Annotated in this window: 9 protein-coding genes; 5 read left to right on the top strand and 4 right to left on the bottom strand. The window is 75.7% G+C overall.

Going from position 1 to position 23,378, the window contains the following annotated elements; all coding sequences use genetic code 11:
• Nucleotides 1-42 precede the first annotated feature (42 nt).
• The 3 genes from J2S66_RS14980 to J2S66_RS14990 are packed head-to-tail and all read right to left on the bottom strand — an operon-like array spanning nucleotide 43 to nucleotide 17,302.
• Entirely contained in the window at nucleotides 43-948 is a 906-nt protein-coding gene (locus tag J2S66_RS14980; RefSeq protein ID WP_310307659.1) for a class I SAM-dependent methyltransferase, read from the bottom strand.
• The gene (locus J2S66_RS14985; RefSeq protein ID WP_310307660.1) at nucleotides 945-6,704 is read right to left on the bottom strand and encodes a non-ribosomal peptide synthetase; all 5,760 of its coding nucleotides are present in this window, start codon (nucleotides 6,702-6,704) and stop codon (nucleotides 945-947) included. Before J2S66_RS14985 ends, J2S66_RS14980 begins: the two co-directional genes overlap by 4 nt.
• Entirely contained in the window at nucleotides 6,701-17,302 is a 10,602-nt protein-coding gene (locus J2S66_RS14990; protein ID WP_310307661.1) for a non-ribosomal peptide synthetase, read from the bottom strand. The genes J2S66_RS14985 and J2S66_RS14990 overlap by 4 nt, the downstream gene beginning before the upstream one ends.
• Nucleotides 17,303-17,459: 157 nt before the next feature.
• Here J2S66_RS14990 and hppD point away from each other — a divergent pair, with 157 nt between their 5' ends.
• Both hppD and J2S66_RS15000 read left to right on the top strand, forming a co-directional pair.
• Nucleotides 17,460-18,464, top strand: a complete 1,005-nt coding sequence (gene hppD, locus J2S66_RS14995; RefSeq protein ID WP_310307662.1) for a 4-hydroxyphenylpyruvate dioxygenase — start codon at nucleotides 17,460-17,462, stop codon at nucleotides 18,462-18,464.
• Nucleotides 18,465-18,481: 17 nt separating this feature from the next.
• Entirely contained in the window at nucleotides 18,482-19,777 is a 1,296-nt protein-coding gene (locus J2S66_RS15000) for an aminotransferase-like domain-containing protein (protein ID WP_310307664.1), read from the top strand.
• A gap of 3 nt (nucleotides 19,778-19,780) precedes the next feature.
• On the opposite strand, the gene J2S66_RS15005 is transcribed toward J2S66_RS15000, so the two are convergent.
• Nucleotides 19,781-21,007 carry an MFS transporter gene (locus J2S66_RS15005; protein ID WP_310307665.1) on the bottom strand — a complete coding sequence of 409 codons (1,227 nt, stop codon included), beginning with the start codon at nucleotides 21,005-21,007 and terminating at the stop codon, nucleotides 19,781-19,783.
• A gap of 97 nt (nucleotides 21,008-21,104) precedes the next feature.
• On the opposite strand from J2S66_RS15005, the gene J2S66_RS15010 reads away from it, so the two are divergent.
• Genes J2S66_RS15010 through J2S66_RS15020 form a run of 3 tightly spaced genes read left to right on the top strand, consistent with a single transcriptional unit; the run spans nucleotide 21,105 to nucleotide 23,370 of the window.
• On the top strand, nucleotides 21,105-21,326 hold the full coding sequence (locus tag J2S66_RS15010) for an MbtH family protein (protein WP_310307666.1): 222 nt from the start codon (nucleotides 21,105-21,107) through the stop codon (nucleotides 21,324-21,326).
• Nucleotides 21,323-22,333 (top strand): nocardicin C-9' epimerase, encoded by a 1,011-nt coding sequence (nocJ, locus tag J2S66_RS15015; RefSeq protein WP_310307667.1) that lies wholly within the window; start codon nucleotides 21,323-21,325, stop codon nucleotides 22,331-22,333. The genes J2S66_RS15010 and nocJ overlap by 4 nt, the downstream gene beginning before the upstream one ends.
• Before the next feature lie 2 nt (nucleotides 22,334-22,335).
• Complete coding sequence (locus tag J2S66_RS15020) at nucleotides 22,336-23,370, top strand: CE1 family esterase (RefSeq protein WP_310307668.1); 1,035 nt, start codon at nucleotides 22,336-22,338, stop codon at nucleotides 23,368-23,370.
• The last annotated feature ends 8 nt before the right edge of the window (nucleotides 23,371-23,378 follow it).

Below are 23,378 nucleotides of genomic sequence, written 5' to 3' on the forward strand. Positions count from 1 at the left end.
TTTCTGCTCGGGTACTCCGCGTGCGTGGGCTCCCCGTCCGGGTCAGCCCTTGCGCAGTACGTAGCACTGGAAGAGGGCGTGCCCGGACGGGGTGGCGCCCGAGCGCTGCACCGGGGTCAGCCCGGTCATCTCGCACCACTGGCTGCTGATGAGGATCGGGGTGTGGCCGAGCAGCACGACGTGGCCGCCGTCCCGGCACCTGCTCGCCGCGGCGGCGAGCAGGTCGTGGGCCTGGTCGGTGCCGACGACGAACGCGTTGAGGTGCCGGCAGACCACCAGGTCGGCGCTGCCCTCGGGGATCGCGGGCCGGATGCTGTCGCCGCAGTGCGCCTCGTCCAGCCTGGTCCGCGCGCGGGCCACCATGTCGGGGCTGAGGTCCTGGCCGATGGTGCGCGTCCCGGGGAACCGGCGGCCGACGGCGTGGAGGAACGCGCCGGTCGAGCACGCCGCGTCGTAGGCGACCCCGCCGCGGAACCCCAGCTCGGCGAGCCGGTCGGGCACGTAGTCGCGCAGCACCTCCTCGGCGTGGTCCAGTTCGCGGGCCGACTCGTCGGTCACCTCCCAGCCGCCCGTGTCGGTCTCGCGGACGCGGTGGCCGAGCTGCGCGTACGGGTAGTACAGGTCCGTCATGGGGTCGGCGGTGGCCGCGGCGAACAGCGCGGTCCTCTCCTCCTCGCCCAGCGGGCGGTGGAACACGGCCACGTGGTCCTCGGCCACCTGCTCGCGCTCCACCACCCCCAGCAGCATGTGCGGCTCGATGAGGGTGCACTTGAGCCGCTCGGCGGGCCGGCCGTCGCGGTCCGGCCCGGGGTAGGAGGCCTCGGTCTTGCGGCCGACCAGGCGCACGCCGGCCGTGTCCAGGAAGAACAGGTCGTAGGGCTTGCCCTCGGCGTAGGTCTCCACGGCCCGGTCCGGCGAACGCCGGACCACCTGCGGCAGTGCGGTCATCGCTCTCCTCCCAGCGCCCGGCGGATCGCGGCCGCCGTGTCGGGCAGTCGGTCCTCGTCGAACAGCCGCTCGTGGGTGCCTGGCACGGGTTCGACGACCAGGCCGGGCAGCAGGGTCCGGTCCCAGCCGCGCGAGCGCACGGCGTCGCGCCCGTCGTCGCCGTCGTCGGTGACGAGCAGGCACACGCGGTTCCGGTAGGCCGGGGGCGCGTAGTCCGCGGCGAGGTCGCCGTTGTGCAGCAGCTCCTCCGCGATGTCCGTGCCCTCCGGGGAGTCCGGGTCCACCCCCAGGTCGACCAGCCGCTGCCGGATGCCCTCGCGCGGGTCCTCGGGGCGTGCGACGGCGTTGAGGTTGTGGCTGTCGATGAGCAGGAGGTCGGACACGGCGTCGCCGTGCGCGGTCATCTGCCGGGCCATCTCCAGCGCCACCACGCCGCCGAAGGACCAGCCGCCGAGGCGGTACGGGCCCTCGGGCTCGGTGGTGCGCACCCACTCGACGTAGCGGGTGGCCATCTCGGCGAGGGTGGCGAACCGGTTGTCCGACTGCCCGAAGCGGGGGTCGGACAGGACGTGCAGGCGCACGTCGGGCAGCAGCGGCGCCAGCCCGTGGTAGGGCAGGCCCAGTCCCTCGCCGGGGTGCACGAGGACCAGCGCGCCGCCGGTCGCGTCCGGGTTGAGGGTGTGGACGTACGCCGAGCCGGAGCCCGCGACCGGACCGAGCAGCTGCTCGGCGAGCCCGGCGACGGTGGGCGCCTTGAGGATGTGCGGCACGTCGCAGTGCACCTCCTCCGGCAGGTTGTCCCGCAGCACCCGGAGCAGCCGCACCACCAGCAGGGAGTGGCCGCCGAGCGCGAAGAAGTCGTCGTGCGCGCCGATGCCGGTGGTGCCCAGCACCTCCTCCCAGCAGCGCGCGACCAGCTTCTCCATCTCGGTGGCGGGCGGGCGCGACGCGGCGGACGCCGCCGGGTGCGGCCCGGAGCCGGCCAGGTCCAGCAGCCGGCGCTGGTCCACCTTGCCGTTGCCGGTCACCGGCAGCGCGTCGAGCACCACGAGCCGGCCGACCATCCAGTCCGGCAGCCGTTCGCGCAGCCACCGGCGCAGCTCGTCCGCGTCGAGCAGGGCTCCGCCGCGCAGCGCCGCGAACGTGGTCAGCTGGGCGTCGCGGGCGACGGTGACCGCCTGCCGGACCGCGGGGTGCCGCTCGGCGGTGCGGTCCACCTCTGCGGGCTCCACCCGGTGCCCGCGCACCTTCACCTGCCGGTCGCGGCGGCCCAGGAACTCCAGGTCGCCGTCGGTGCGCCACCGGGCCAGGTCGCCGGTGAGGTAGAGCCGCCCCGCGCCGAAGGGGTTCGCGGGGAACCGCCGCGCGGTCAGCTCCGGGTCGCCCAGGTACCCGGCCCCGACGGCGGTGCCGGCGACGGCCAGTTCACCGACGCAGCCGACGGGCAGCTCGCGCAGGTGCTCGTCCACGACGTGCGCGGTGGTGGCGTCGATCGGCCGACCGATCGGCACGCGCTCGCGCAGGCCGTCCTCGGGCACGCAGGTGTGGTGGGTGACGCTGATCGACGCCTCGGCCGGGCCGTACGCCTGGTGCAGCCGGGCGTGCAGGCCGGACCCGGCGAAGGCGCGGACCATCGCGGGCGTGACGCTCTCGCCGCCGGAGAGCACGTGCTCCAGCGCCGCGCAGCCGTCGACCTTGGGGCTGTCGAGGAACGCGGCGAGCAGGCTGGGCAGGAGGTGTGCCACGGTCACCCGCTGCGCGGTGACCAGCTCCGCCAGCGCGTCCGGGTCGAGCACGGTGTCCTGCGGCGCGACCACGACCGCGCCGCCGTGCGCCAGTGGGAAGAACACCTCCCAGAGCGCGATGTCGAACGCGGTGCCCGCCGTGGCGAGCACGCGCGGCGGCTCGGTCGTGGGGAACGCCCGGCCGGACCACAGGACCCGGTTCACCATCCCGTCCTGGGGCGCGAGCACCCCCTTGGGCAGGCCGGTCGAGCCGGAGGTGTAGACGACGCAGGCGTCGCGGGCCGGGTCGGTGGAGCCGGGCGGGCCGGTGGGCGGGAGCGTCGGCGGGGTCACCGCCCCCTCGGGGTGGACGACCGGCCACGCCTCGAACCCGGTCACGTCCGCCGTCGTCACCACGGCGGCCACGGCGGCGTCGGCCGCCACCACCCGCCGCCGCGCCTCCGGGTGGTCTGGGTCGAGCAGCACCGGCACCGCGCCGCTCCGGTAGGCGGCCAGCAGCGCGGTCGGGTAGGCGGCACCGCGCGGCAGGCAGATCCCCACCAGCCGCCCGGCACCCACGCCGACCTCGGCCAGTCGCCCGGCCAGCGCGGTCGCGCGGGCGTCCAGCTCGGCGTAGCCGATCGCGGTGTCGCCCTCCACCACGGCCGGCGCGTGCGGCGTGGCCTCCCGGTGGCGCAGGAACAGGTCGAGCAGCGACGGCGGGGCGTCGTCGTCGCGGGCCGTGCCGTTCCAGCGCCCGAACAGCTCGCGGTCCCCGGCCGGCAGCAGGTCCAGTTCGCGCAACCGCGCCGCCGGGCGGCGGCACAGCTGTTCGGTGAGCAGCCGGAAGGTCTCGATGAACCGGTCCACCTCGGCGCGGGTGAAGTGCGTGGTGTCGTAGTTGAAGTGGAACGCCAGTTTCTCCAGCGGCAGCACGATCAGGCCGATGGGGTACTCGGTCTTCTCCTGGGCGTGCAGGTCGATGACCCGGATGCTCAGGTCGTCGCCGGGCAGGTTGTCCTCGGGGTAGTTCTCGAAGGCCACCAGGTTGTCGAAGACCCGGCCGCCGGACAGCCGCTCGCCGGAGGCCCACGACTTGATCTGGGCCAGCGGGACGTGGCCGTGCGCGGCCGTGGTGGCGAGGTCGCGGTGGATGGTCTCCAGCAGCTCGGTCACCGTCTTGTCCGGGTCGAGCCGGATGCGCAGCGGGATCGTGTTGATGAAGATGCCCACCATGTGCTCCGAGCCCTCCAGCTCGGGCGGGCGGCCCGCGATGGTCAGGCCGTGCACCACGTCGCGCGCGCCGGACTGGAGCGCGAGCAGCATGCTCCACGCGGCCTGGCTGATCGCGTTGGTCGTGACGCCGTACCCGCGCGCCGCCTCGTTCACCAGCCGCGTCAGCTGCTCGGGGAACTCGTGCACGACGGTGTCGAACTCGCCCTCCTGGTCGGCGGGGGCGGTCGAGAACGGGCTGGGGGTCAGGTCCCGCAGGTACTCGCGCCAGAACCGCTCGGACTCCTCGCTGCGTGCGGCCCTCGCGCGGATCCAGCGCACGTAGTCCCGGTAGGGCCGGACCGGCTCCAGGCGCGGCTCGCGGCCGTGCACCAGCTCCTCGTAGACCCGGAACACGTCGCCCCAGATCAGGGACAGGCACCAGCCGTCGAGCAGGATGTGGTGGTGGCTCCACAGCAGGTAGTGCCGGCCGCCGCCGAGCCGCACCAGGGTCAGCCGGTACAGGGGGCAGTCGGCCAGGGAGAGGCCGGCGGCCCGGTCGTCGCCGAGCAGCCGCTCCAGCAGTTCCGCATGGCGGTCGGCGCCCTCGTCGGACCAGTCGTGCACCGACCACGGCGGTGTCAGGTCGTCGCGCACGTACTGCAGCGGCTCGGCCCGGTCGTGCCAGGCGAAGCCGGTGCGCAGGATCTCGTACCGGTCGGCGACCCGCCGCCACGCCTCGCGCAGCACGTCCTCGTCGGTCCCGCCCACGAGTTCCAGGACGTTCTGGTTGAAGTAGGCGTCCGAATCGGGCCAGAACAGGCCCCGGAACAGCATGCCCTCCTGCATGGGCGCCAGGGGGTAGACGTCGGCGACGCCGGGGCGGGCGCGCACCTCGGCCAGGTGCGCGGGGTCGACGCCCGCCAGCAGCGCTTCGTCGTCGTCGCCGCGCGGTTCGGCGACGACCGGGCGGCCGGCGGCCTCCTCGGCCGCGGCGGCCATGCCCCGGACGGTGCGGTGGGTGAAGATGTGCTGCACGTCGAGCCGGATGCCCTGGCGCTGCGCCCGGGCGGCCAGCCGCATGCTGGACACCGAGTCGCCACCGGTGCGGAAGAAGTCGTCGTCCAGGCCGGGGTCGACGCCGTCGAGCAGGTCCGCCCACAGCGCCGCGATCGCCCGCTCGGTGGGCGTGCCGGGCGTGGCGGACGACCGGGAGGTGGTCGTGACCTCGGGCAGCGCCGCGCGGTCCACCTTGCCGGAGGAGGTCAGCGGGAGGGTGTCCAGCCACACCAGCTGCGACGGCACCTGGTAGGCGGGCAGGGTCGCGCCCAAGCGGGCCAGCACGTGTGCCGCCGCCTCCTCGGTGCCGCCGGCGGCACCGGGCCGGCCGGAGACGAAGCCCACCAGCCGCCTGGTGCCGCCCTCGCCGCGCAGCACCACTGCCGCCTGCCGGACCAGGTCCGACTCCAGCAGGGCGGTCTCGATCTCGCCCAGTTCGATGCGATAGCCGCGCAGCTTGACCTGCCCGTCGCGCCGCCCCAGGTACTCCACCGCGCCGTCCGGCCCGAAGCGGGCCCGGTCGCCGGTGCGGTACAGGCGGTCACCAGGACCGCCGAACGGGTCGGGCACGAACTTCTCGGCCGTCAGCGCGGGTCGCCGGAGGTAGCCCAGCGCCACGGCCCGACCGCCGATGCACAGCTCGCCCTCCGCGCCGACCGGCAGGGGCGACAGCTCGTCGTCGAGCACGTGGATCCGGGTGTTGTCGATCGGCGTGCCGATGGGCACGAAGGGCCGCTCGTCGTCGCCGTCCACCGGCCAGTGCGTGACGTCGATGGTGGCCTCGGTCGGCCCGTAGAGGTTGTGCAGCGCGCAGTGCGGCAGGCGTCGGGTGAAGTCCACCGCCACCGGCTTGGGCAGCGCCTCGCCGCTGGAGATCGCGACCCTCAGCGCGCGGGCCTGCTCGACGCCCTCCACGTCGAGGAACGCGGGCAGCAGCGAAGGCACGAAGTGCAGCACCGTCACCGACTCGGCGCGGACGAGGCCGACCAGCGCGGCGGCGTCCCGGCGGGTGCCGCTCGGCGCGACCACGAGGCGCGCTCCGCTGATCAGCGGCAGCAGCTGCTCCCACACGGACACGTCGAAGCCGAAGGACGTCTTGTGCAGGACCACGTCCTCGGGTCCGACCCGGTACTGGTCGCGCATCCACAGCAGGCGGTTGACCAGGCTCCGGTGGTCGACCGCCACGCCCTTGGGGCGGCCGGTGGAGCCGGAGGTGTAGATGACGTAGGCGGCCAGGGCCGGGCCCGGGAACGCGACCGGTCCGGTGACGACGCCGCCCGGGGACGGCCGGTCGGACAGCAGGGTCGGCCCGTCGTAGGCACCGACCGCGCTCTCGCGCGTGGCCGCGTCGGTGATCAGCGCCGCTGCCCCCGCGTCGGAGAGCAGGAACTCCAGCCGCTGCGCGGGCAGCTCCGGGTCCAGCGGCAGGTAGGCCGCGCCCGCGTGGAGCACGCCGAGGACGGCGACGATCCGCCGGTCCGACGGGGGCAGCGCGATGGCGACGACGTCGCCGGGCCGCACGCCCGCACCGGCCAGCCGCGCCGCCAGGTCGGCGGCCGCCGCGTCCAGCTCCGCGTAGGTCAGGGTCGCGCCCTCGAAGGTCACGGCGCCGCGCGTGCCGTGCTCGGCGGCCTGCCGCCGCACGAGTTCGTGCACGCCCACGTCGGTGGGGAAGTCGCGGGCGGTGTCGTTCCACGCGGCCAGTTGCGCGGTGGTCTCGTCGGCGTCGTCGGCGAACAGGTCGCGCACGCGGAAGGTCACGGGTTCCTTCTCCCCTCGGGGTCGCCGCTCCGGGCGATCCGTTCCAGCAGGCGAACCAGGCGGCGGACCAGTTCGTCCGCCTCTGCAGAGGTCAGGGCGTGGCCCTGGTGGGTCAGCTCGAAGGTGAGCCGTTCGTCGGGAAGCACGGTCAAGGACACGGCGAATTCGGTGCTCTCCACCGCGCGGACCACCCGCAACGCGCCGTCGGCGCCAAGCGCCTGGCCCGTGCGGTCACCCGGGTAGTTCTCGAACACCACGATGCTGTCGAACAGCGCGTCCGGCACGCCCGCCCAGCCGCGGATGCGGCCCAGCGGGTGGGCGGCGTGCCGGTAGCCCTCCACCAGGTCCTCCTGGATGCGGCGGAACAGCTCCGGCAGCTCGCCGTCGGCGTCCAAGCGCACCCGCAGGGGCACCGTGTTCAGGCACAGGCCGACCAACCGCTCCGAGTCCGGGACCTCGTCGGGGCGCAGGGAGACGACCACGCCGAACACCACGTCGTCGCTCGCGCAGCGCCGGGCGAGCACCAGTGACCAGGCGGCCAGCACCACGGAGTGCAGCGTGGCGCGGCTGCGCTCGGCCAGCCGGGTCAGCGCCCGCGTCGCCGCCTCCGGGAGGTCCGCGGCGGCCATCGACGCGGTACCGGAGGAGCCCGCCCGGCCCAGGCGCGTCGGTGCGACGCCGGCCAGCCGCTCCCGCCAGAACCCCGCGCCCTCCTCCTCGTCCCGCGTGGACAACCACGACAGGTAGGCGCCGTAGCCGGGGCGGCGCGGCGGCGCCCAGTCGGGTCCGGCGGTGTAGGCGGCGGCCACGTCGGCGAGCACCAGCGGCAGGCTCCAGCCGTCGAGCAGGATGTGGTGGTGGCTCCACAGCAGCCACCGGCCCGCCGGACCGCCGTCGATCCAGTGCCAGCGCTGCGGGCCCGGCGCGGAGAGGTCGAACGGCTCCGCGCGGTCCGCTTCGAGCACCTCGCCCGGATCGGTCGCCACGTGTCCGCGCCAGTCCACCAGCGGGCTCGCGCCGACGACCTGCACCGGCTGTTCCAGTCCCGCGTGGACGAACGCGGTCCGGAAGACGTCCGTGTGGTCCACCACCCGCTGCCAGGCCTCCCGCAGCCGGACCTCGTCGACGTCGCCGTCCGCGGAGAACAGGATCTGGGTGTGGTAAGCGGCCGATCCGGGGCGGGCCAGGTGCCAGGCCAGCATGCCCTGCTGCGCCGGGGAGAGCGACCGCACGTCGCGCGCGCCGGGACGGGCGGTGAGCACCGCGCGCAACTGCTCCCCCGGCGCGTCCGCCAGCGGGAAGTCGGCGGGCACGGCGGCGGTGCCGAACGGCCCGTCCAGCAGGGCCGCCAGGTCGGCCAGCGCGGTCCGCAGGTCCCCGCCCAGGAAGTCCACTGTGGACCGGGAGAACCGCTCGGGGTCGTAGAGCCACTCCACCCACAGGCCGCGCTCGTCGATGCCGGCGATCACCTCGATGCCGCGCACGGCGGCGTGCTCGGGGGCGGCGTACTCGCCGATCGCCTGCCGCTCGACGCGGGCGAACAGGCCCGAGCCGGGACCGCCTGTCGTGGCGCCGAGGTAGTTGACCACCAGGTCCGGCTCCGCCGCGGGATCGGTGTGCAGCAGGCCGTAGCCCACCCCGCCGTCCGGGACGGCGGCCAGGGCCTCGCGGACGGCGTGCAAGGCGGCTGCCGGGTCGTCGGCGGGCACGTCCACGCGCACGGGGTGGACGGCGGTGAGCCAGCCGACGGTGCCGGTCAGGTCGGGCCAGTCGGCCGGGCCCGAGCGGCCGTGCGTCTCGCGCAACAGCGCCACCCGGGGGTTCCCGGTCCACCGGGCGACGACGCGGGTCAGGCCGGCCAGCAGCAGTTCGTCCACCCGCAGCCGGTGCCGGGAGGCCGCCGCCACCAGCTCCCGCGTGGCCGGTTCGCCCAGTGCGAGCACCACCGGACCGCCCTCGCCCTCGCCCTCGCCGGTCGTCGAGGGGAGCCGGGGCAGGTCCGCGAGCTGGTCGTGCCAGTGGGCGCGCTGCTCCGGGGTGTCCAGCCGGGAGGTGAGCGCGGGCAGCGTGCGGGCGAAGTCCGCGAACGGCGTGACCGGCGTCGGCAGGACCACCTCCTCGCCTCGCGAGACCTGCCGGTAGGCGGTGTCCAGGTCGGACAGCACGGTCTCCCACGACGCCGTGTCGATCGCCACGTGGTGGGCGACGAGCAGCACCGCCTGCCCGCCGTCGGGCCGTTCGGCGAGCAGCGCGGCCAACAGGGGGCCGTGGTCGACGTCGACGGCGGCGTGCACGGGTGCGGCGAGCACCACGACCGAGTCCGCGTCGAGCGGCGCGTCGGCCACCAGCACTGTGACCAGGTCGTCCGTGCGGGAGGCGAGGGTGGCGTGGTCCTGCCGGCGCCCGTCGACCCGCACCGGGCGCAGCCGGAACGCGTCGTGGTGGGCGGCCACCGCCTGCAACGCGGCCCGCAACGCCGCCGGCGTGACCCGTTCGGCGGGCTCGGTCAGCACGGCCTGGTTGAAGTGGCCGGGCCGGGAACCGGCGGCGGACAGGAAGCGCCGCTGCGCCGGGGTCAGCCACACCCGGTCGTCCGAGGGGGCGGGCCGCGTCGCGGTGGGCCGCTCGACCGGGCGCGCGGAGGCCGCCAGTTCGGCCAGTGACGCCGCGCGCAGCACCCGGCTCAGCTCCACGCGCAGGCCCGCCGCGCGTGCCCTGGCCACCACCCGGATGGCGCTCACCGAGTCGCCGCCGAGGTCGAAGAAGTTGTCCTCCGGTCCGATCGCCCGTCCGCCGGGGACGGGGAGCACCTGCGCCCAGATGGCGGCGAGGCCGCGTTCCGCGTCGGTGCCGGGCTCGGCGACCGACGGGGTCGGCGGGGGCGCCGGGGCCTCGTCGGGGTCGGGCAGGGCGGAGACGTCCAGCTTGCCGGTCGGGCCGATCGGCAGCGCCGCCACCACCACCAGGTGCGCCGGCACCATCGCGCGGGGCAGCCGCTCCCGCAGTCCCCGGCGCACCTCGGCGCGCAGCCGGTCCGGGTCGGCCCGGGGGTCGGCCGGCACGAAGTAGCCCACGAGGCCGACCGCTCCCCCCGCGTCCGCACGGGGCAGCACGGCGCAGGCGGCCACGGCGGGATCGGCGGTCAGCGCGGCCTCCACCTCGTACGGCTCGACGCGCACGCCGAGGATCTTCACCTGCCGGTCGGCCCGGCCCACGAACTCCAGGCCGCCGTCCGGCCGGTAGCGGGCCAGGTCACCGGTGCGGTAGGCACGTGCGCCCGGCACGTCCGCGAACGGGTCCGGCAGGAACCGCTCCGCCGTCGCCCCGGGCCGGCCGAGGTAGCCCCGGGCCAGCACCTCGCCGCCGAGGACCAGTTCGCCCACCACGCCCACCGGCACCGGCCGCCCGTGGGGGTCGAGCAGGTAGACCCGCGCGTTCGGCAGCGGCCCGCCCAGCGACAGCCGGTCCGGCACCGGGTCGGCGGGGACGCGCCAGTGCGTGACGGTGATCGACGCCTCGGTCGGCCCGTAGGTGTGGTGCAGGGCCGCCGGGGTGCGGGCGGCGAACCGGGCGGGCAGGCCGGGCGGGACCCGTTCACCGCCGCACAGCACGTGCCGCAGCGAGTCGGCGAGCCCTTCCTCCAGGTAGTGCTCCAGCAGCGCCGGCACCAGGTGCAGCACCGCCACCCGCTCGGTCGCCACCAGCTCCGCGATCGCCGCGACGTCCCCGTGCCGCTCCTGGTCCAGCACCGCGAGCCGGCCGCCGCTGGTCAGCGGGTGCATCAGCTCCCACAGCGAGATGTCGAACCCGACGGCCGCGACTTGGGCCAACGCCTCGCCGGGGCGCAGCGGGTACGCCCGCCGCGACCACATCAGCTGGTTGGCCAGGCCGTGGTGCGGGCACTGCACGCCCTTGGGTTCCCCGGTCGAGCCGGAGGTGTAGGCCACGTACGCGAGGCGGCCGGGCTCCGACGGGCGGACCTCGACACCGCGCGGGGCCGGCCGGAGGTCGGCGACGGCGAGGACGGGGATCGCGCCGAACACCGGGTCGGGTCTGTCCGCGACCACCGCGTGGGGTCGGCAGTCGGCGAGGACGCGGTGGTGCCGACCGGTCGGTTGCGCCGGGTCCAGCGGCACGTACGCGCCGCCGGCCTTCCAGATGCCCAGCACGACGGCCGGCAGTTCCAGGCACCGCCCCAGCCGCGTGGCCACCAGGCCTTCCACGGGCAGCCCCCGGTCGCGCAGCCACGCGGCCACCCCGTCGGACAGCGCGTCGAGCTCCCGGTAGGTCAGTCGCCCGGTGGGCGTGGTCACCGCCGTCGCGTCCGGGGTGCGGGCAACCCAGTCGGCGACCAGCGCGAGCACGTCGGCGGGCCGCTCCGACCGGTGCCGCGCGTTCGGTGCGACCAGCACCCGGCGGCGTTCCGCCTCGTCGAGCAGGTCGATCGACGACAGCGGGGCGTCCGGCCGCTCGGCCACCCCGGTGAGCAGGCGTGCCAGGGCCGTCGCGAGGTGCCGGATGCCCGCCGGCCCGAACAGGTCCGCCGCGCCGCGCAGCTCGACGGCCAGCCCGTCCGCGGTCGGGCGCGCGGTCACCTCCAGGTCGAACGCGCCCAGCGGCGGGGTCTGCGGCACCGTCCGCGCGGTCACGTCGCCGAACGCGGTCGTCTCGGGCGCGGCGGCCTCGTCCAGGTCGAAGACGACGTGGCTCAGGCCGCGCCGGCTCAGCCCGAGGTGCCGCACGATCTGCTGGGTGGGCACCGAGCGGTGCTCGAACACGGCGAGCACGGCGGCACGCGTACGGGCCACCTGCTCGGCGAACGAGCCGGTCGGGTCCACCTCGACGCGCACGGGGAGCACGTTGACCAGCGGCCCGAGCACCCCGGCCGCGTCGCCGTCGTCCCGGTCGGCCACGGGCGTGCCGACCACGACGTCCGCCTGCCGGCAGCAGCGGGCCAGCCACGCCTGCACCCCGGCGAGCAGCGCCATGAACGGCGTCGCCCGCTCGCGCCGGGCCAGTTCGGCCAGCGCGACGGCGGTCCGGGACGGCAGCGGCACGCGGGCGCGGTGCCGGCCGGGGTCGCCGGGCCCGGTGCGCGACCGGTCGACGGGCAGGTCCATCCGCTCCGGCGCGCCGCGCAGCGCCTCGGCCCAGAACGCCAGCCCCGCCTCGTCCGGGGGCGCGGCCCGGTCGGCGGCGGCCAGCGCCAGGAAGCTGGGGGCGGGGGGCAGTTCGGGCGCCCGGCGCCCGGTGCTGGCCGCGTACAGCTCGGCCAGTTCGCGCACGAGCGCGCCCGCGGACCAGCCGTCCCCGGCGATGTGGTGCAGCACGACCACGAGGGCGGCGTCGTCCGTGCCGAGCCGCAGCAGGGTCCACCGGACCGGCGGCGCGGCCCGCAGGTCGAACGGTTCGGCGACGAGGTCGCGCACCCTCTCGTCCAGGTCCGCCGCGGACGCGTCGACCACCCGCGGCGAGGGCGGCGCGTCGGGGGTCAGCCGCCACTCCGGGCCGTCCGGGCCGTCGACGAGCACGCTGCGCAGCAGGTCGTGCCGTGCGGCCAGGGACGCCGTCGCCCCGGCGAGGGCGTCCTCGGACAGCGGTCCGGACAACCGCAGCACCACCGGCAGGTGGAAGGTGCCGCTGCCGCTGGTCGCCGCGTGCGCCCAGATCCCCAGTTGCGCCCAGGACAGCGGCGCCGAGCCCACCACGGGGCCGGGAGCGGCGGCGGCCGGGGTCGCCGCGGCCGGGGCGGCGGCCGCCCACGGCGCGAGCGCCTCGATGGTGGGGTGCTCGAACAGGTCCGGCATCCGCAGGTGCGGATAGCCCTGCGCGCGCATCCGGCGCACCAGGTCCATCGCCAGCAGCGAGTGCCCGCCCAGCTCGAAGAAGCTGTCGCGCACACCCACCTCCGCCACGCCGAGCGCCTCGGCCCACAGCGCGCACGCGGCCCGCTCCCGGTCGTCGCGCGGAGGCAGGTGGTGGGCGGGCCCGTCCGGCACGGGCGTGAGCGCGGTGCGGTCCACCTTCCCGGTGGACGTGTGCGGCAGCGCCTGGGCCACCACGACCACCGAAGGCACCATGAACGCCGGCAGCCGGCCTGCCAGGTGGGCCCGCACCCCCGCGCCGTCCACGTCGGGCGGAGCGGCCACGTGGGCCTCCAGCCGGCCGTCGCGCACGACCACGGCCGCCTCGGTCACACCGGGCGCGGCGGCGAGCGCGCTCTCCACCTCGTCCAACTCGATCCGGTAGCCGCGCACCTTCACCTGCCGGTCCGCCCGGCCGACGAAGTGCAGCACCCCGTCGCGGCGGACGGCCAGGTCGCCGGTGCGGTACATGCGCTGCCCGCCCCCGGCGAACGGGTCGGGCAGGAACCGCTCGCCGGTCAGGCCCGGACGGCGGACGTACCCCCGGGCGAGGCCCGAGCCGGCCAGGTACAGCTCGGCGGCCACTCCGTCGGGCACCGGCGCGAGGTAGCGGTCCAGCAGGTAGGCCCGGGTGTTCGGGATCGGCGCGCCGATCGGGACGCCGCCACCGGGCACGAGGTCGGCGGCGGTGACGCCGATCGCGACCTCCGTGGGCCCGTAGGCGTTGACCAGTCGCACCCCGTGCGGCAGGCGGTGCCAGCGGTCCACCGCCCGCCGGTCGACCTGCTGCCCGCCGATCACCACCAGCCGCACCGACGACGGCCACGCCGGCCCGTCCTCGTCCAGGGCGGCGACGAGCCGCTCCCAGTAGCCGGTGGGCAGGTTCACCACCGTCACGCCCCGCTCCGCGCACAGCTCCACCAGGGCCTGCGCCGAGGTGGCCGACTCCTCGTCCCGCAGCACGACGGCCCCGCCGGCTGCCAGGGTGGGGAACACCTCCTCCAGCAGCACGTCGAAGGTGACCGCGCAGAACTGGAGGGCCCGGTCCTGCGGGGACAGCCCGTACTCCCCCACCGCCCAGCGCACGTGGTCCGCCAGCGCGCGGTGCTCGACCAGCACGCCCTTCGGCTCGCCCGTCGAACCGGACGTGAAGATGACGTACGCGGGGTCGTCGGGCGACGGCTCCGGCAGCGGCCCGGCGGGCGCCTCGCCGGACGGCGCGGGCGACACGACCGCGACACCGGCGAACCGGTCGGCGTCGGCGGCGACCACCAGGCGGGCCCCGCTGATGTCGAGCTGCCTGCCGATCCGGTCGTCCGGGTCGTCCGGTGACAGCGGCAGGAACGCGCACCCCGCGACGAGGACGCCGAGCAGCGTCGCCACCAGGTCGGTGGAGCGCGGCAGGCACACGCCGACCACGTCGCCCGGCCCGCCGCCCGCGGCCCTGATCCGAGCCGCCACGGCGTCCGCGTGCCGCACCAGCTCGGCGTAGCCGGTCACCACCGCGCCGTCCACCACGGCCGGCGCGTCCGGGTGGCGCGCGGCGGCGGCCCGGACCAGCCGCACCACCGGGGGCGCGGGCGGCTCCACCGGCCCCGCCAGGACCGGGTCGACCGGCGCGCCGCTCAGCCGGGTCGCGCCGATCCGCACGTCGGGGTCGGCCAGGACGTCGTCGAGCAGCGCGGTGAACCCGTCGGCGACGAGCGCGGCGGACGGGCCGTCCAGCACGTCGTGGTTGAACTCCAGCTCCAGGTCGATCCCGTCCGGCACCGCCCGCGCGATCAGCGTGAGGTCGAACGCGGTGGTGTGGGACGGCGGGCGCATCGGTTCCGCGGCCACCCCGGGGAGTTCCACCGGCACGCCGAGGGAGTCTTCCCACACCAGCATGTGCCGCATCAGCGAGTGGTGCCCGGCGCCGCGCCGCCGACCCAGCGCACCGGCCAACCGCTCGACGGGCACCGCCTGGTGCTCCCGGGCCGCGGACACCTCCTCGCGGGTCCGGTCCAGCACCTCCGAGAAGCGGGGCTCGCCGCGCAGGTCCGCGCGCAGGGGCACGGTGTTGACCAGCATGGTGACCACGTCGTACGCACCGGGGGCGTCCCGGCCGTCCACGGGCACCGCGACGACCACGTCGTCGGAGTCGGAGAACCGGTGCAGCAGCACCTGGAACGCGGCCAGCAGCACCGTGAACGGCGTGACGCCGCGTGCCGCGCACAGCGCGCCCAGTGCGGCGGTGCGCTCGGGCGGCAGCAGCCGCAGCACCCGGCCCGCCCGGTGCCCGCGGTCGACGCGACGGCGCGGTCCGACCGCGAGGTCGCCGTCCAGCACGGCGCCGTCGAGCCGCCGCAGCCAGTGGTCCAGGTGGCGCTCGACCTCGGCGCCCGTGGCGGCGCGCGCCACCGCCGCCGGGTTCGCGGGCGGGCCGAGCCTGGGCGCGCGGCCGTCGATGGCGGCGGCGTACAGCTCGCGCAGGTCCTCCGCCAGCAACCGCATCGACCACCGGTCGCACACCAGGTGGTGCAGCACCAGCAGGAAGACGTGCTCCTCGTCCGCCACCCGCACGAGTCGCGCCCGCAGCAGCGGGGGCCGGCGCAGGTCGAACGGCTCGGACGCCAGCTCCTCGTCCGCCGCCGCGACCCGCGCCTCCCGCTCGGCCGGGTCGAGCGCGCGCAGGTCCTCCACCACGAGCGGCGCCTCCGCCACCTCGTGCACCACCAGCCGCGCGGGGCCGTCGTCGTCGGCCAACGCGCCGCGCAGCACCGGGTGCCGGCGCACCAGGCCGTCCAGCGCCGCGCGCAGCGCCGTCACGTCCACCGGGCCGCGCCACCGGGTCGGCACCGGCACGGTGAACAGGCCGGGACCGCCGAGGAACTCCTCCTCGAACAGGATGCGCGCCTGCGCGTGCATCAGCGGCAGCTCGGTGGCCGCCTCGTCCTGCGGGGCGGCCACCGGCTCGGGGGCGACCGCCGCCAGCTCCTCGATCCGCCGGGCGAGCGCCGCCACGGTGCGGGCACTGAGCACGTCGGCCGGCGACAGCCGCACCCGGTGCCGCCGCCAGGCCGCCGCCGCGGTCCGGGTGGCGAGGAGGGAGTGGCCGCCCAGGGCCAGGAAGTCGTCCGAGACGCCCACCGCGTCGAGCCCGAGGTCCTCGGCCCACAGCGCGGCCAGCTCGCGTTCCAGCGCGGTCGAGGCTTCGCCGTCCGGGCCGCCGGCGCGCCCCCCGGGCGCGGGCAGGGCGGCGTAGTCGATCTTGCCGTTGGACGTGAGCGGGAAGCGGTCCAGGCGCACCCAGCGGGTCGGGATGACCGCCTGGGGCAGGCGGTCCGCGAGGTGCGCGCGCAGCTCCGCCGGCTCGGCGGCGCCCTGGAGGTAGGCCACCACGTGCGCGCCGTCGGCCAGCCGCACGGCCGCCCGGCCGACCCCCGGGTGCTGGTGCAGCAGGGATTCGATCTCGGCCGGGTCCACCCGGTGGCCGCGCACCTTGAACTCGTCGTCCACCCGGCCCAGGAACTCGATCCGGCCGTCGGGCAGCCGGCGGGCGCGGTCCCCGGTGCGGTAGACGCGGCCACCGCCACCCGGGTCCAGCCCGAGCCAGTCCGGCACGAAGCGGGCGGCCGTCTCACCGGGTCTGCCGAGGTAACCGCGGGTCAGCGGGACGCCGCCCACCACGAGTTCCCCCGCCACGCCCACCGGCGCCGGCCGGCCGTCGCCGCCTACGACGGCCACGGCGGCGTTGTGCATCGGCCTGCCCAGCGGGATGCCGCCCGCCGGGTCGTCCGCGCGGCACTCGTCGTGCACCACGGTGATCGTGGTCTCCGTCGGCCCGTAGGCGTGCACCATCCGCGCGCCGGACAGGGCGAGCAGCCGGTCCCGCTGCGACGGCGGGACCGCCTCGCCACCGCACGCCACCAGCCGCAGGCCCAACCGGCCGCCGTCGGCCATCCAGCCCAGCAGCTCCTCCAGCACCGACGGCACGAGGTGCGCCACGGTCACCCGGTGGGCGGTCATCAACTCCGGCAGGTGGGGCACCACGCCGTGCGCCCGGTGCTCGGCGATCACCAGCCGGGCCCCGCCGAGGAAGGCGGCGAGCAGCTCCCACACCGCGATGTCGAAGCCCGGCGACGCGGTCGCCATCAGCACGTCGTCCGGCCGCAGCGGGTACTCGTGCTGCCACCACAGCATCCGGTTCGCCAGAGCGCCGTGGGTGACCAGCACGCCCTTGGGCAGCCCGGTGGAACCCGAGGTGTACACCAGGTAGGCGGCCCGTCCGGGCTCGGGCTCCGGCCACGGGACGTCCCCGGTGCCCTCGTCCCGCGCGTCCTCGACGTCGACGGGCAGCACCGGCCCCTCGACCTCCAGCGCACCGCCGGCCACAACGGCCGCCACCGGTCCCGCGTCGGTCAGCACCGCGGCCCGCCGGCCCGCGGGCCACAGCGGGTCCACCGGCAGGTACACCCCACCCGCGCGGAAGACCGCGAGGCACGCCACGAGTTGGTCCAGGCCGTCCTCGGCCAGCACCGCCACCGACCGCTCCGGCCCGACGCCGACCGCGCGCAGCCGCCGGGCCAGGGCCGCGGTCCGGGCGTCGAGCTCGGCGAACGACAGCGAACGCTCCCCGCGCACGGCGGCGGTCCGCGCACCACCCCCGGCCAGCCCGGTGGCGATCGACCGCCACAGCCGGCCGGGCCCGTGGTCGACCCGGGCCCCGCGCTCCCAGTCCCTGCTGTCCGTCATAGTGCCCTCAGGCTAGGAACATCGTTTATCAATTCCTTATCACCATCCGTGAATGTGAAAACGAATCGATAAACCGGCCGTCTATAAATGCCGTCGGAGGCGATTCCACAGCTGGAGGGTCGTGATGGCGGCACAGGCAGGCAGTGCGTTCGAAGGCATGACCGTCGACCACACCGTGTTCTACGTCGGCGACGCGGACCGGGCGGCGGGGGAACTCGTCGACAAGTACGGGCTGGTGCTGCTCGGCACGTCCGAGACGTCGTCGGTGCGCTCGGTCGCGGTGGGGGGCGGCACGATCCGCCTGGTGTTCACCCAGGCCGTCACCGACGACACCCCGGCCGCCGCGTACGTGAAGGTGCACGGCGACGGGGTGGCCGACATCGCGCTGGGCGTCGCCGACGCGCGCGCCGCGTTCGCCGAGGCGGTGCGCCGGGGAGCGCGGCCGGTGGCCGACCCCGCCGTGGTCGACGACGCGGTCGTCGCCACGATCATGGGGTTCGGCGACGTGGTGCACACCTTCGTCGAGCGTCCCGGCGGCGCGCCCGGCGGAGGCCCGGACCCGGCCGGCGGCCTGCGCCTGCTGGACCACTTCGCCGTCTGCCTGGAGGCGGGCGGGCTCGCCCCGACCGTGGAGTTCTACGAGACGGTGCTGGACTTCCGGACCGTCTTCGAGGAGAAGATCGTCGTCGGGGCGCAGTCCATGAACTCCAAGGTCGTGCAGAGCACGTCCGGCGGGGTCACGCTCACCCTCATCGAGCCGGACACCTCGCGCAGGCCGGGGCAGATCGACGACTTCCTCAAGAACCACGGCGGGGCGGGGGTCCAGCACATCGCCTTCGCCACGGACGGCATCGTGGACTCGGTCCGCCGGCTGCGCGCACGCGGCGTGGAACTGCTCACCACCCCCGCCGCCTACTACGACCAGCTGGTGGACCGCCTGGAGCTGACCCGGTACTCCGCGGCCGAGCTGGCCGAGCTGGACCTGCTGGTCGACGAGGACCAGGACGGCAAGCTCTACCAGATCTTCGCCCGGTCCACCCACCCCCGGGGCACGTTCTTCTTCGAGATCATCGAACGCGCCGGCGCGCGCACGTTCGGCAGCGGCAACATCAAAGCCCTCTACCAAGCCGTCGAGGCGGAGCTCAGCAAGGCCGCCCGCTGAGCGCGGGAGCACGGACGGTGGACCCGCTGCGCCTGGACGACCTGCACGGCTCGCTGACCGACCCGGTGCTGACCGCCATGGAGTTCCTCAACGAGATCGCCAACCGCTACCCGGACGCCGTGTCGTTCGCCCCCGGTCGGCCCTACGAGGAGTTCTTCGACGTCGAAGATCTCCACCGCCACCTGCGCACCTTCCACCGCCACCTGGTGGAGGAACGGGGCATGGACGCCGCACGGGCGCGCCGGGCGCTGTTCCAGTACGGCCGCACGAAGGGCATCGTCCACGAGTTGATCGCCCGCAACCTGGCCGTGGACGAGGGCGTCCGGGTGGACCCGGAGTCCATCGTGGTGACCGTGGGCTGCCAGGAGGCGATGCTGCTCGTGCTGCGCGCCCTGCGCGCCGACCCGCGGGACGTGCTGCTGGCCGTGTCGCCCGTGTACGTGGGCATCACGGGCGCGGCGCGGCTGGTGGAGATGCCCGTGCTCCCGGTGCGCGACGGGCCGGCGGGCGTGGACCTGGACGACCTGGTGGAGCGGACCCGGCGGGCGCGGGCCGAAGGGCTCCGGCCGCGGGCCCTGTACGTGGTGCCCGACTTCGCCAACCCGTCCGGGGCGACGCTGGACGCCGGGGTGCGGCGCGACCTGCTGCGCGTGGCCGTCGAGGAGGACCTGCTCCTGCTGGAGGACAACCCCTACCGCCTCTTCGGGGCGACCGACGAGCGGCCGCCCACCTTGAAGGCGCTGGGCGGCGAGCGGGTGGTCTCCCTGGGCTCCTACGCCAAGACGGCGTTCCCCGGCGCGCGCGTCGGCTACGTCGTCGCCGACCAGCCGGTGGACCTCGGCGGTGGCCGGACCGGGCCGCTGGCCGACCAGCTCTCCCGGATCAAGAGCATGGTCACGGTCAACACCCCGCCGATCGGCCAGGCGCTGATCGGCGGCCTGCTGCTGGAGCACGGGTTCGACCTGACCAAGGCCAACCTCCGCGAGATCGAGGTCTACCGCCGCAACCGCGCGCAGGTGCTCGGGGGACTCGCCGCCCGGATGCCCGACGCGGCGGAACGGGGCGTGCGCTGGAACTCGCCGGCCGGCGGCTTCTTCATCGTGCTGACCGTGCCGTTCCCGGTGGACGACCGGCTGCTCGACCACTCCGCCCGCGAGCACGGCGTGCTGTGGACCCCGATGCACCACTTCCACGGCGACGGCCGGCCGCTGCCGCACCTGCGGTTGTCGGTCAGCCTGCTGACCCCGGACGAGGTCGAGCGGGGTCTGGACCGGTTGGTCGGGTTCGTCGACGAGCAGCTCGGCCGGAGCTGACCCTCACGCCCGCGCCGGTCGACGCGCACCGCCCAGCAGCAGCCACCCCGCGGCGCAGCAGGCGACCAGCGCGGGCCACGGCCACGCCGGGCCGAGCGACAGCAGGCCCGTGAACAGCACCGGGGCCACGACCATGGCCGCGCCCCAGGACAACTGGTGCGTGCCGAGGTAGCGCCCGCGCAGACCGGGCGGCGCCAGCCGGACCGCGAACGCCGAACTGGTGGGGGCGAACAGCAGTTCGGCGGCGGTGAACACGACCACCCCGAGGAACAGGGCGACCAGCGCGGGGGCGGTGGGCAGGAACGCCGCCGCGCCCAGCAGCACCAGGGAGGTCGCCCACACCGCGGCGGCCAGCCGCAGCACGTCCCCCTCGACCCGCCCTTCCGTCCAGCGCACCACGGGGCCCTGGGCCAGGACCACCAGCACCGTGTTCACGGTGAACAGCGCCCCCGGCAGCCAGGCGTGGCCGGGCAGCGTGATACCCACGTAGGCGGGCACCAGCAGGACGATCGCGTAGACGACGACCACGAAGAACCCGTTGGCGAGGACCAGGCGCGTGAAGGGCCGGTCGCGCAGCACCTCGCGGTAGCCGCCCTCCGGGCGCGGTCGCGCGACCGCCGCGCGCCGGCCCGCGAGCGCCCTGGCCTTGGGCCAGGTGCCGATGAGCACGGCTATCAGCAGGAAGCTCGCGGCGTTGGCCACCGCCAGCACCCGGTAGCCGTCGGCGCCGAACCCGACGACCGACGCGGCGACGACCGCGCCGAGCCCCAGGGCCGCGTTGCGGGTGGACCGGATGAGGGCGAACCAGCGGGGTTGCTGGTCCAGGCCGGCCAGGTCCACGACGAGCGCCCCCTGCGCCGGCAGCCAGGCCCCGTCGGCCCAGTAGACGAGCGCGGCGGCGAGCACCAGCTGCCACGGGGTGCTCACCCACAGGTAGGCGAGGAACCCGGCGGCCCGCAGCACGTTGCAGCCGACCACGACCGCCGTGGCGCCGAACCGGTCCACCAGCGGGCCGGCCATCATCCCGGCCGGCACGCCCGCCAGCGCGGCCACCGAGAGGGCGGTGCCGATGGCGAGCAGGCCGAGGTCGGAGACGACCAGGAAGTACGGGATGGTGAACGGCAGGAACAGCCCGCTGCCCAGGCTGTCCACGGCGGCCGAGATCACCAGCCGGTGGAGCCCGCGCATCCGGGGGAGCCCGAGCCGCTCGGCGCGCCGGGTGACCGTCATTGTCCGAATGTTATCGACGGGGTGCACCGGCGGCAATGATAACGAATCGAAAAGACCATTCACTAGAATTGCCGGCAAGACTGTGTGGAGGTATTCCGTGCTTGGAGACAACGAGGACTCGGGCGAATTCGAGGTCGTCGTCAACCACGAGGAGCAGTACTCGATCTGGCCGGCCGACCGGCCGGTGCCGGACGGTTGGCGGACCGTCGGGCGGCGCGGTCCGAAGCAGCTGTGCCTGGAGTGGATCGACGAGAACTGGACCGACATGCGCCCCCTGAGCCTGCGCGAGGCGCTGCGCGGTTCCGGGAACCGGGCTTGACGCCCCGGTTCGACGCGCGGCTCGGCGCGCTCCCCCGCGTGCCGCTGATCACCGCGCCCACGCGGCTGCAACCGGTGGACGGCGTGGCCCCGCGCCGGGTGTTCGTCAAGCGCGACGACGAGAACTCCCCGGTCTTCGGCGGCTGCAAGACCAGGGCGCTGGAGTTCGTGCTCGGCGCCGCGCGCGCCGCCGGTGCCACGGCCGTCCTCACCGCGGGCACCGCGGGCTCCAACCACGTCGCGGCCACCGCCCTGCACGCGGAACGCCTCGGGCTCCGGGTCACCGCCCTCGTGCTGCCGCAGGAGCCGGGCGCGCTCGTGACGCGGAACCTGCGGCTGGCCGCGGGCGCGGGGGCCCGGCTGGAGCCGGTGCCCGCCGGGGTGTCGGTCCACCCGGACCGGGAGCGGCACCGCGCGGCCGTGGCGGAGCTGCTCGGCCGCGGTGAGCGGCCGCACGTGATCCCCTTCGGCGGCGCGGCCCCGGTGGCGGGCGTGGCGCACGCGCTGGCCGGTCGGGAACTGGCCGATCAGGCCCGGGAGCTGCCCGCGCCGCTGCGGGTGTACCTGCCCGCCGCGTCGACCCTCACGGCCGCCGGGATCGCCGCCGGGCTCGCGCTGTCCGGCCTGCCGTTCCAGCTCACGGCCGTGGACGTGGTGGGCAATCCCTCGGCGTTCGGCCCCGGGTTGCCGGCCCGCGCCCGCGACGTGGCCACCCTGCTCGGCGGTCCCGCCGACGCCGTGCGGCCGGAGCACGTCCGGCACGTCGGGTACGCGGGTACCCCCTACGGCCTGGTCGACCCGCACGCCGAGCGCTCCGCCGGCCTGCTGCGCGACGCGGCGGGCGTGGAGGTGGACGAGTGCTACGGGGCCAAGGCGTTCCACCGCATGGTGACCGATGTGGACGATGCCGACGGCACGTACCTGTTCTGGCACACCGGCAGTACACGGAAGGCTGAAGAGGAGGTGTTCACCCCGGTCCACCCGGACCTCGCCTGCTACCTTGGGTGACCATGATCGGACTCCTGAGCCGGTGCTCGTCCGCCCTGGTCATCATGGTCGCCCCGGTCGCGCTGGCCGCCTGCTCCGGCTCCGAGCCCGCCGCGCCGCCACCCACCACCTCGTCGATCTCCCCGGTGGTCGAACAGGCCCGCCGACCGGTCGAGCGCCGCCCCGTCACCGATGCCGCCACCACCGTCCGCGAGATCACCGTCGCCGGGCGGACCCGCTCCTACCGGCTGCACGCCTCCCCCGCACCCGTCGGCGACCCGGGCCGCCCGCTCGCGCTCGTGCTGCACGGCAAGGGCGGTTCCGCCGCGGAGATGGAGCGGCACAGCGGGCTGAACGCCGCCGCCGACGCCGCGGGCGTGGCCCTGGCCTACCTGGAGGGCGTGGACGAGGGCTGGAGCGCCTCGCCGAAGCCCACCGAGCTGCGCCCGGACCCCGCCGCCGACGTGGACTTCGCCCGCGCGGTCGTGGACGAGCTGACCGACGTCGCGCAGGTGGACCCGGACCACGTGTACGCGGTCGGCCTCTCCGAGGGCGGGATCATGGCGCTGCGCCTGGCCGCCGAGCACCCCGACTGGTTCGCCGCCGTCGCGTCCGTGGCGGGCCAGTTGCCGGGCCCCCCTGCCGAGGTGCGGCCGACCGGTCCCGTCCCGGTGCTGTCCATCTACGGCGACGCCGACCCGTTGCGCCCGATCGAGGGGCTCGTCGACGCACCCCCCGGCACGCCGGTGATCGGCAAGGAGCCGCCCAAGCCGACGATCTCCACCGCCGAGACCGTCGAGGCGTTCTGCCGGGTCGGTGACGCGGACGAGCGGCGGCACGAGGAGCTGCCCGCCACCGCGACGCCGGACGGCACCTCGCTCAGCCGGGACACCTGCGCCAACCCCGACAGCGGCCTGCGCGTCGTGTCGATCACCGTGCACGGGGGCGGGCACACCTGGCCGGGCGGCACGTTCCCGCACCGCCCGGGCACCGTGGGCATCACCAGCGGGCAGCTGTCCGCCGCCGACACCGTCGTGGACTTCCTGCTCGGCGACTGACCCCCGTC

The sequence above is a fragment of the Saccharothrix longispora genome (assembly GCF_031455225.1).
GTDB classification, from domain to species: domain Bacteria; phylum Actinomycetota; class Actinomycetes; order Mycobacteriales; family Pseudonocardiaceae; genus Actinosynnema; species Actinosynnema longispora.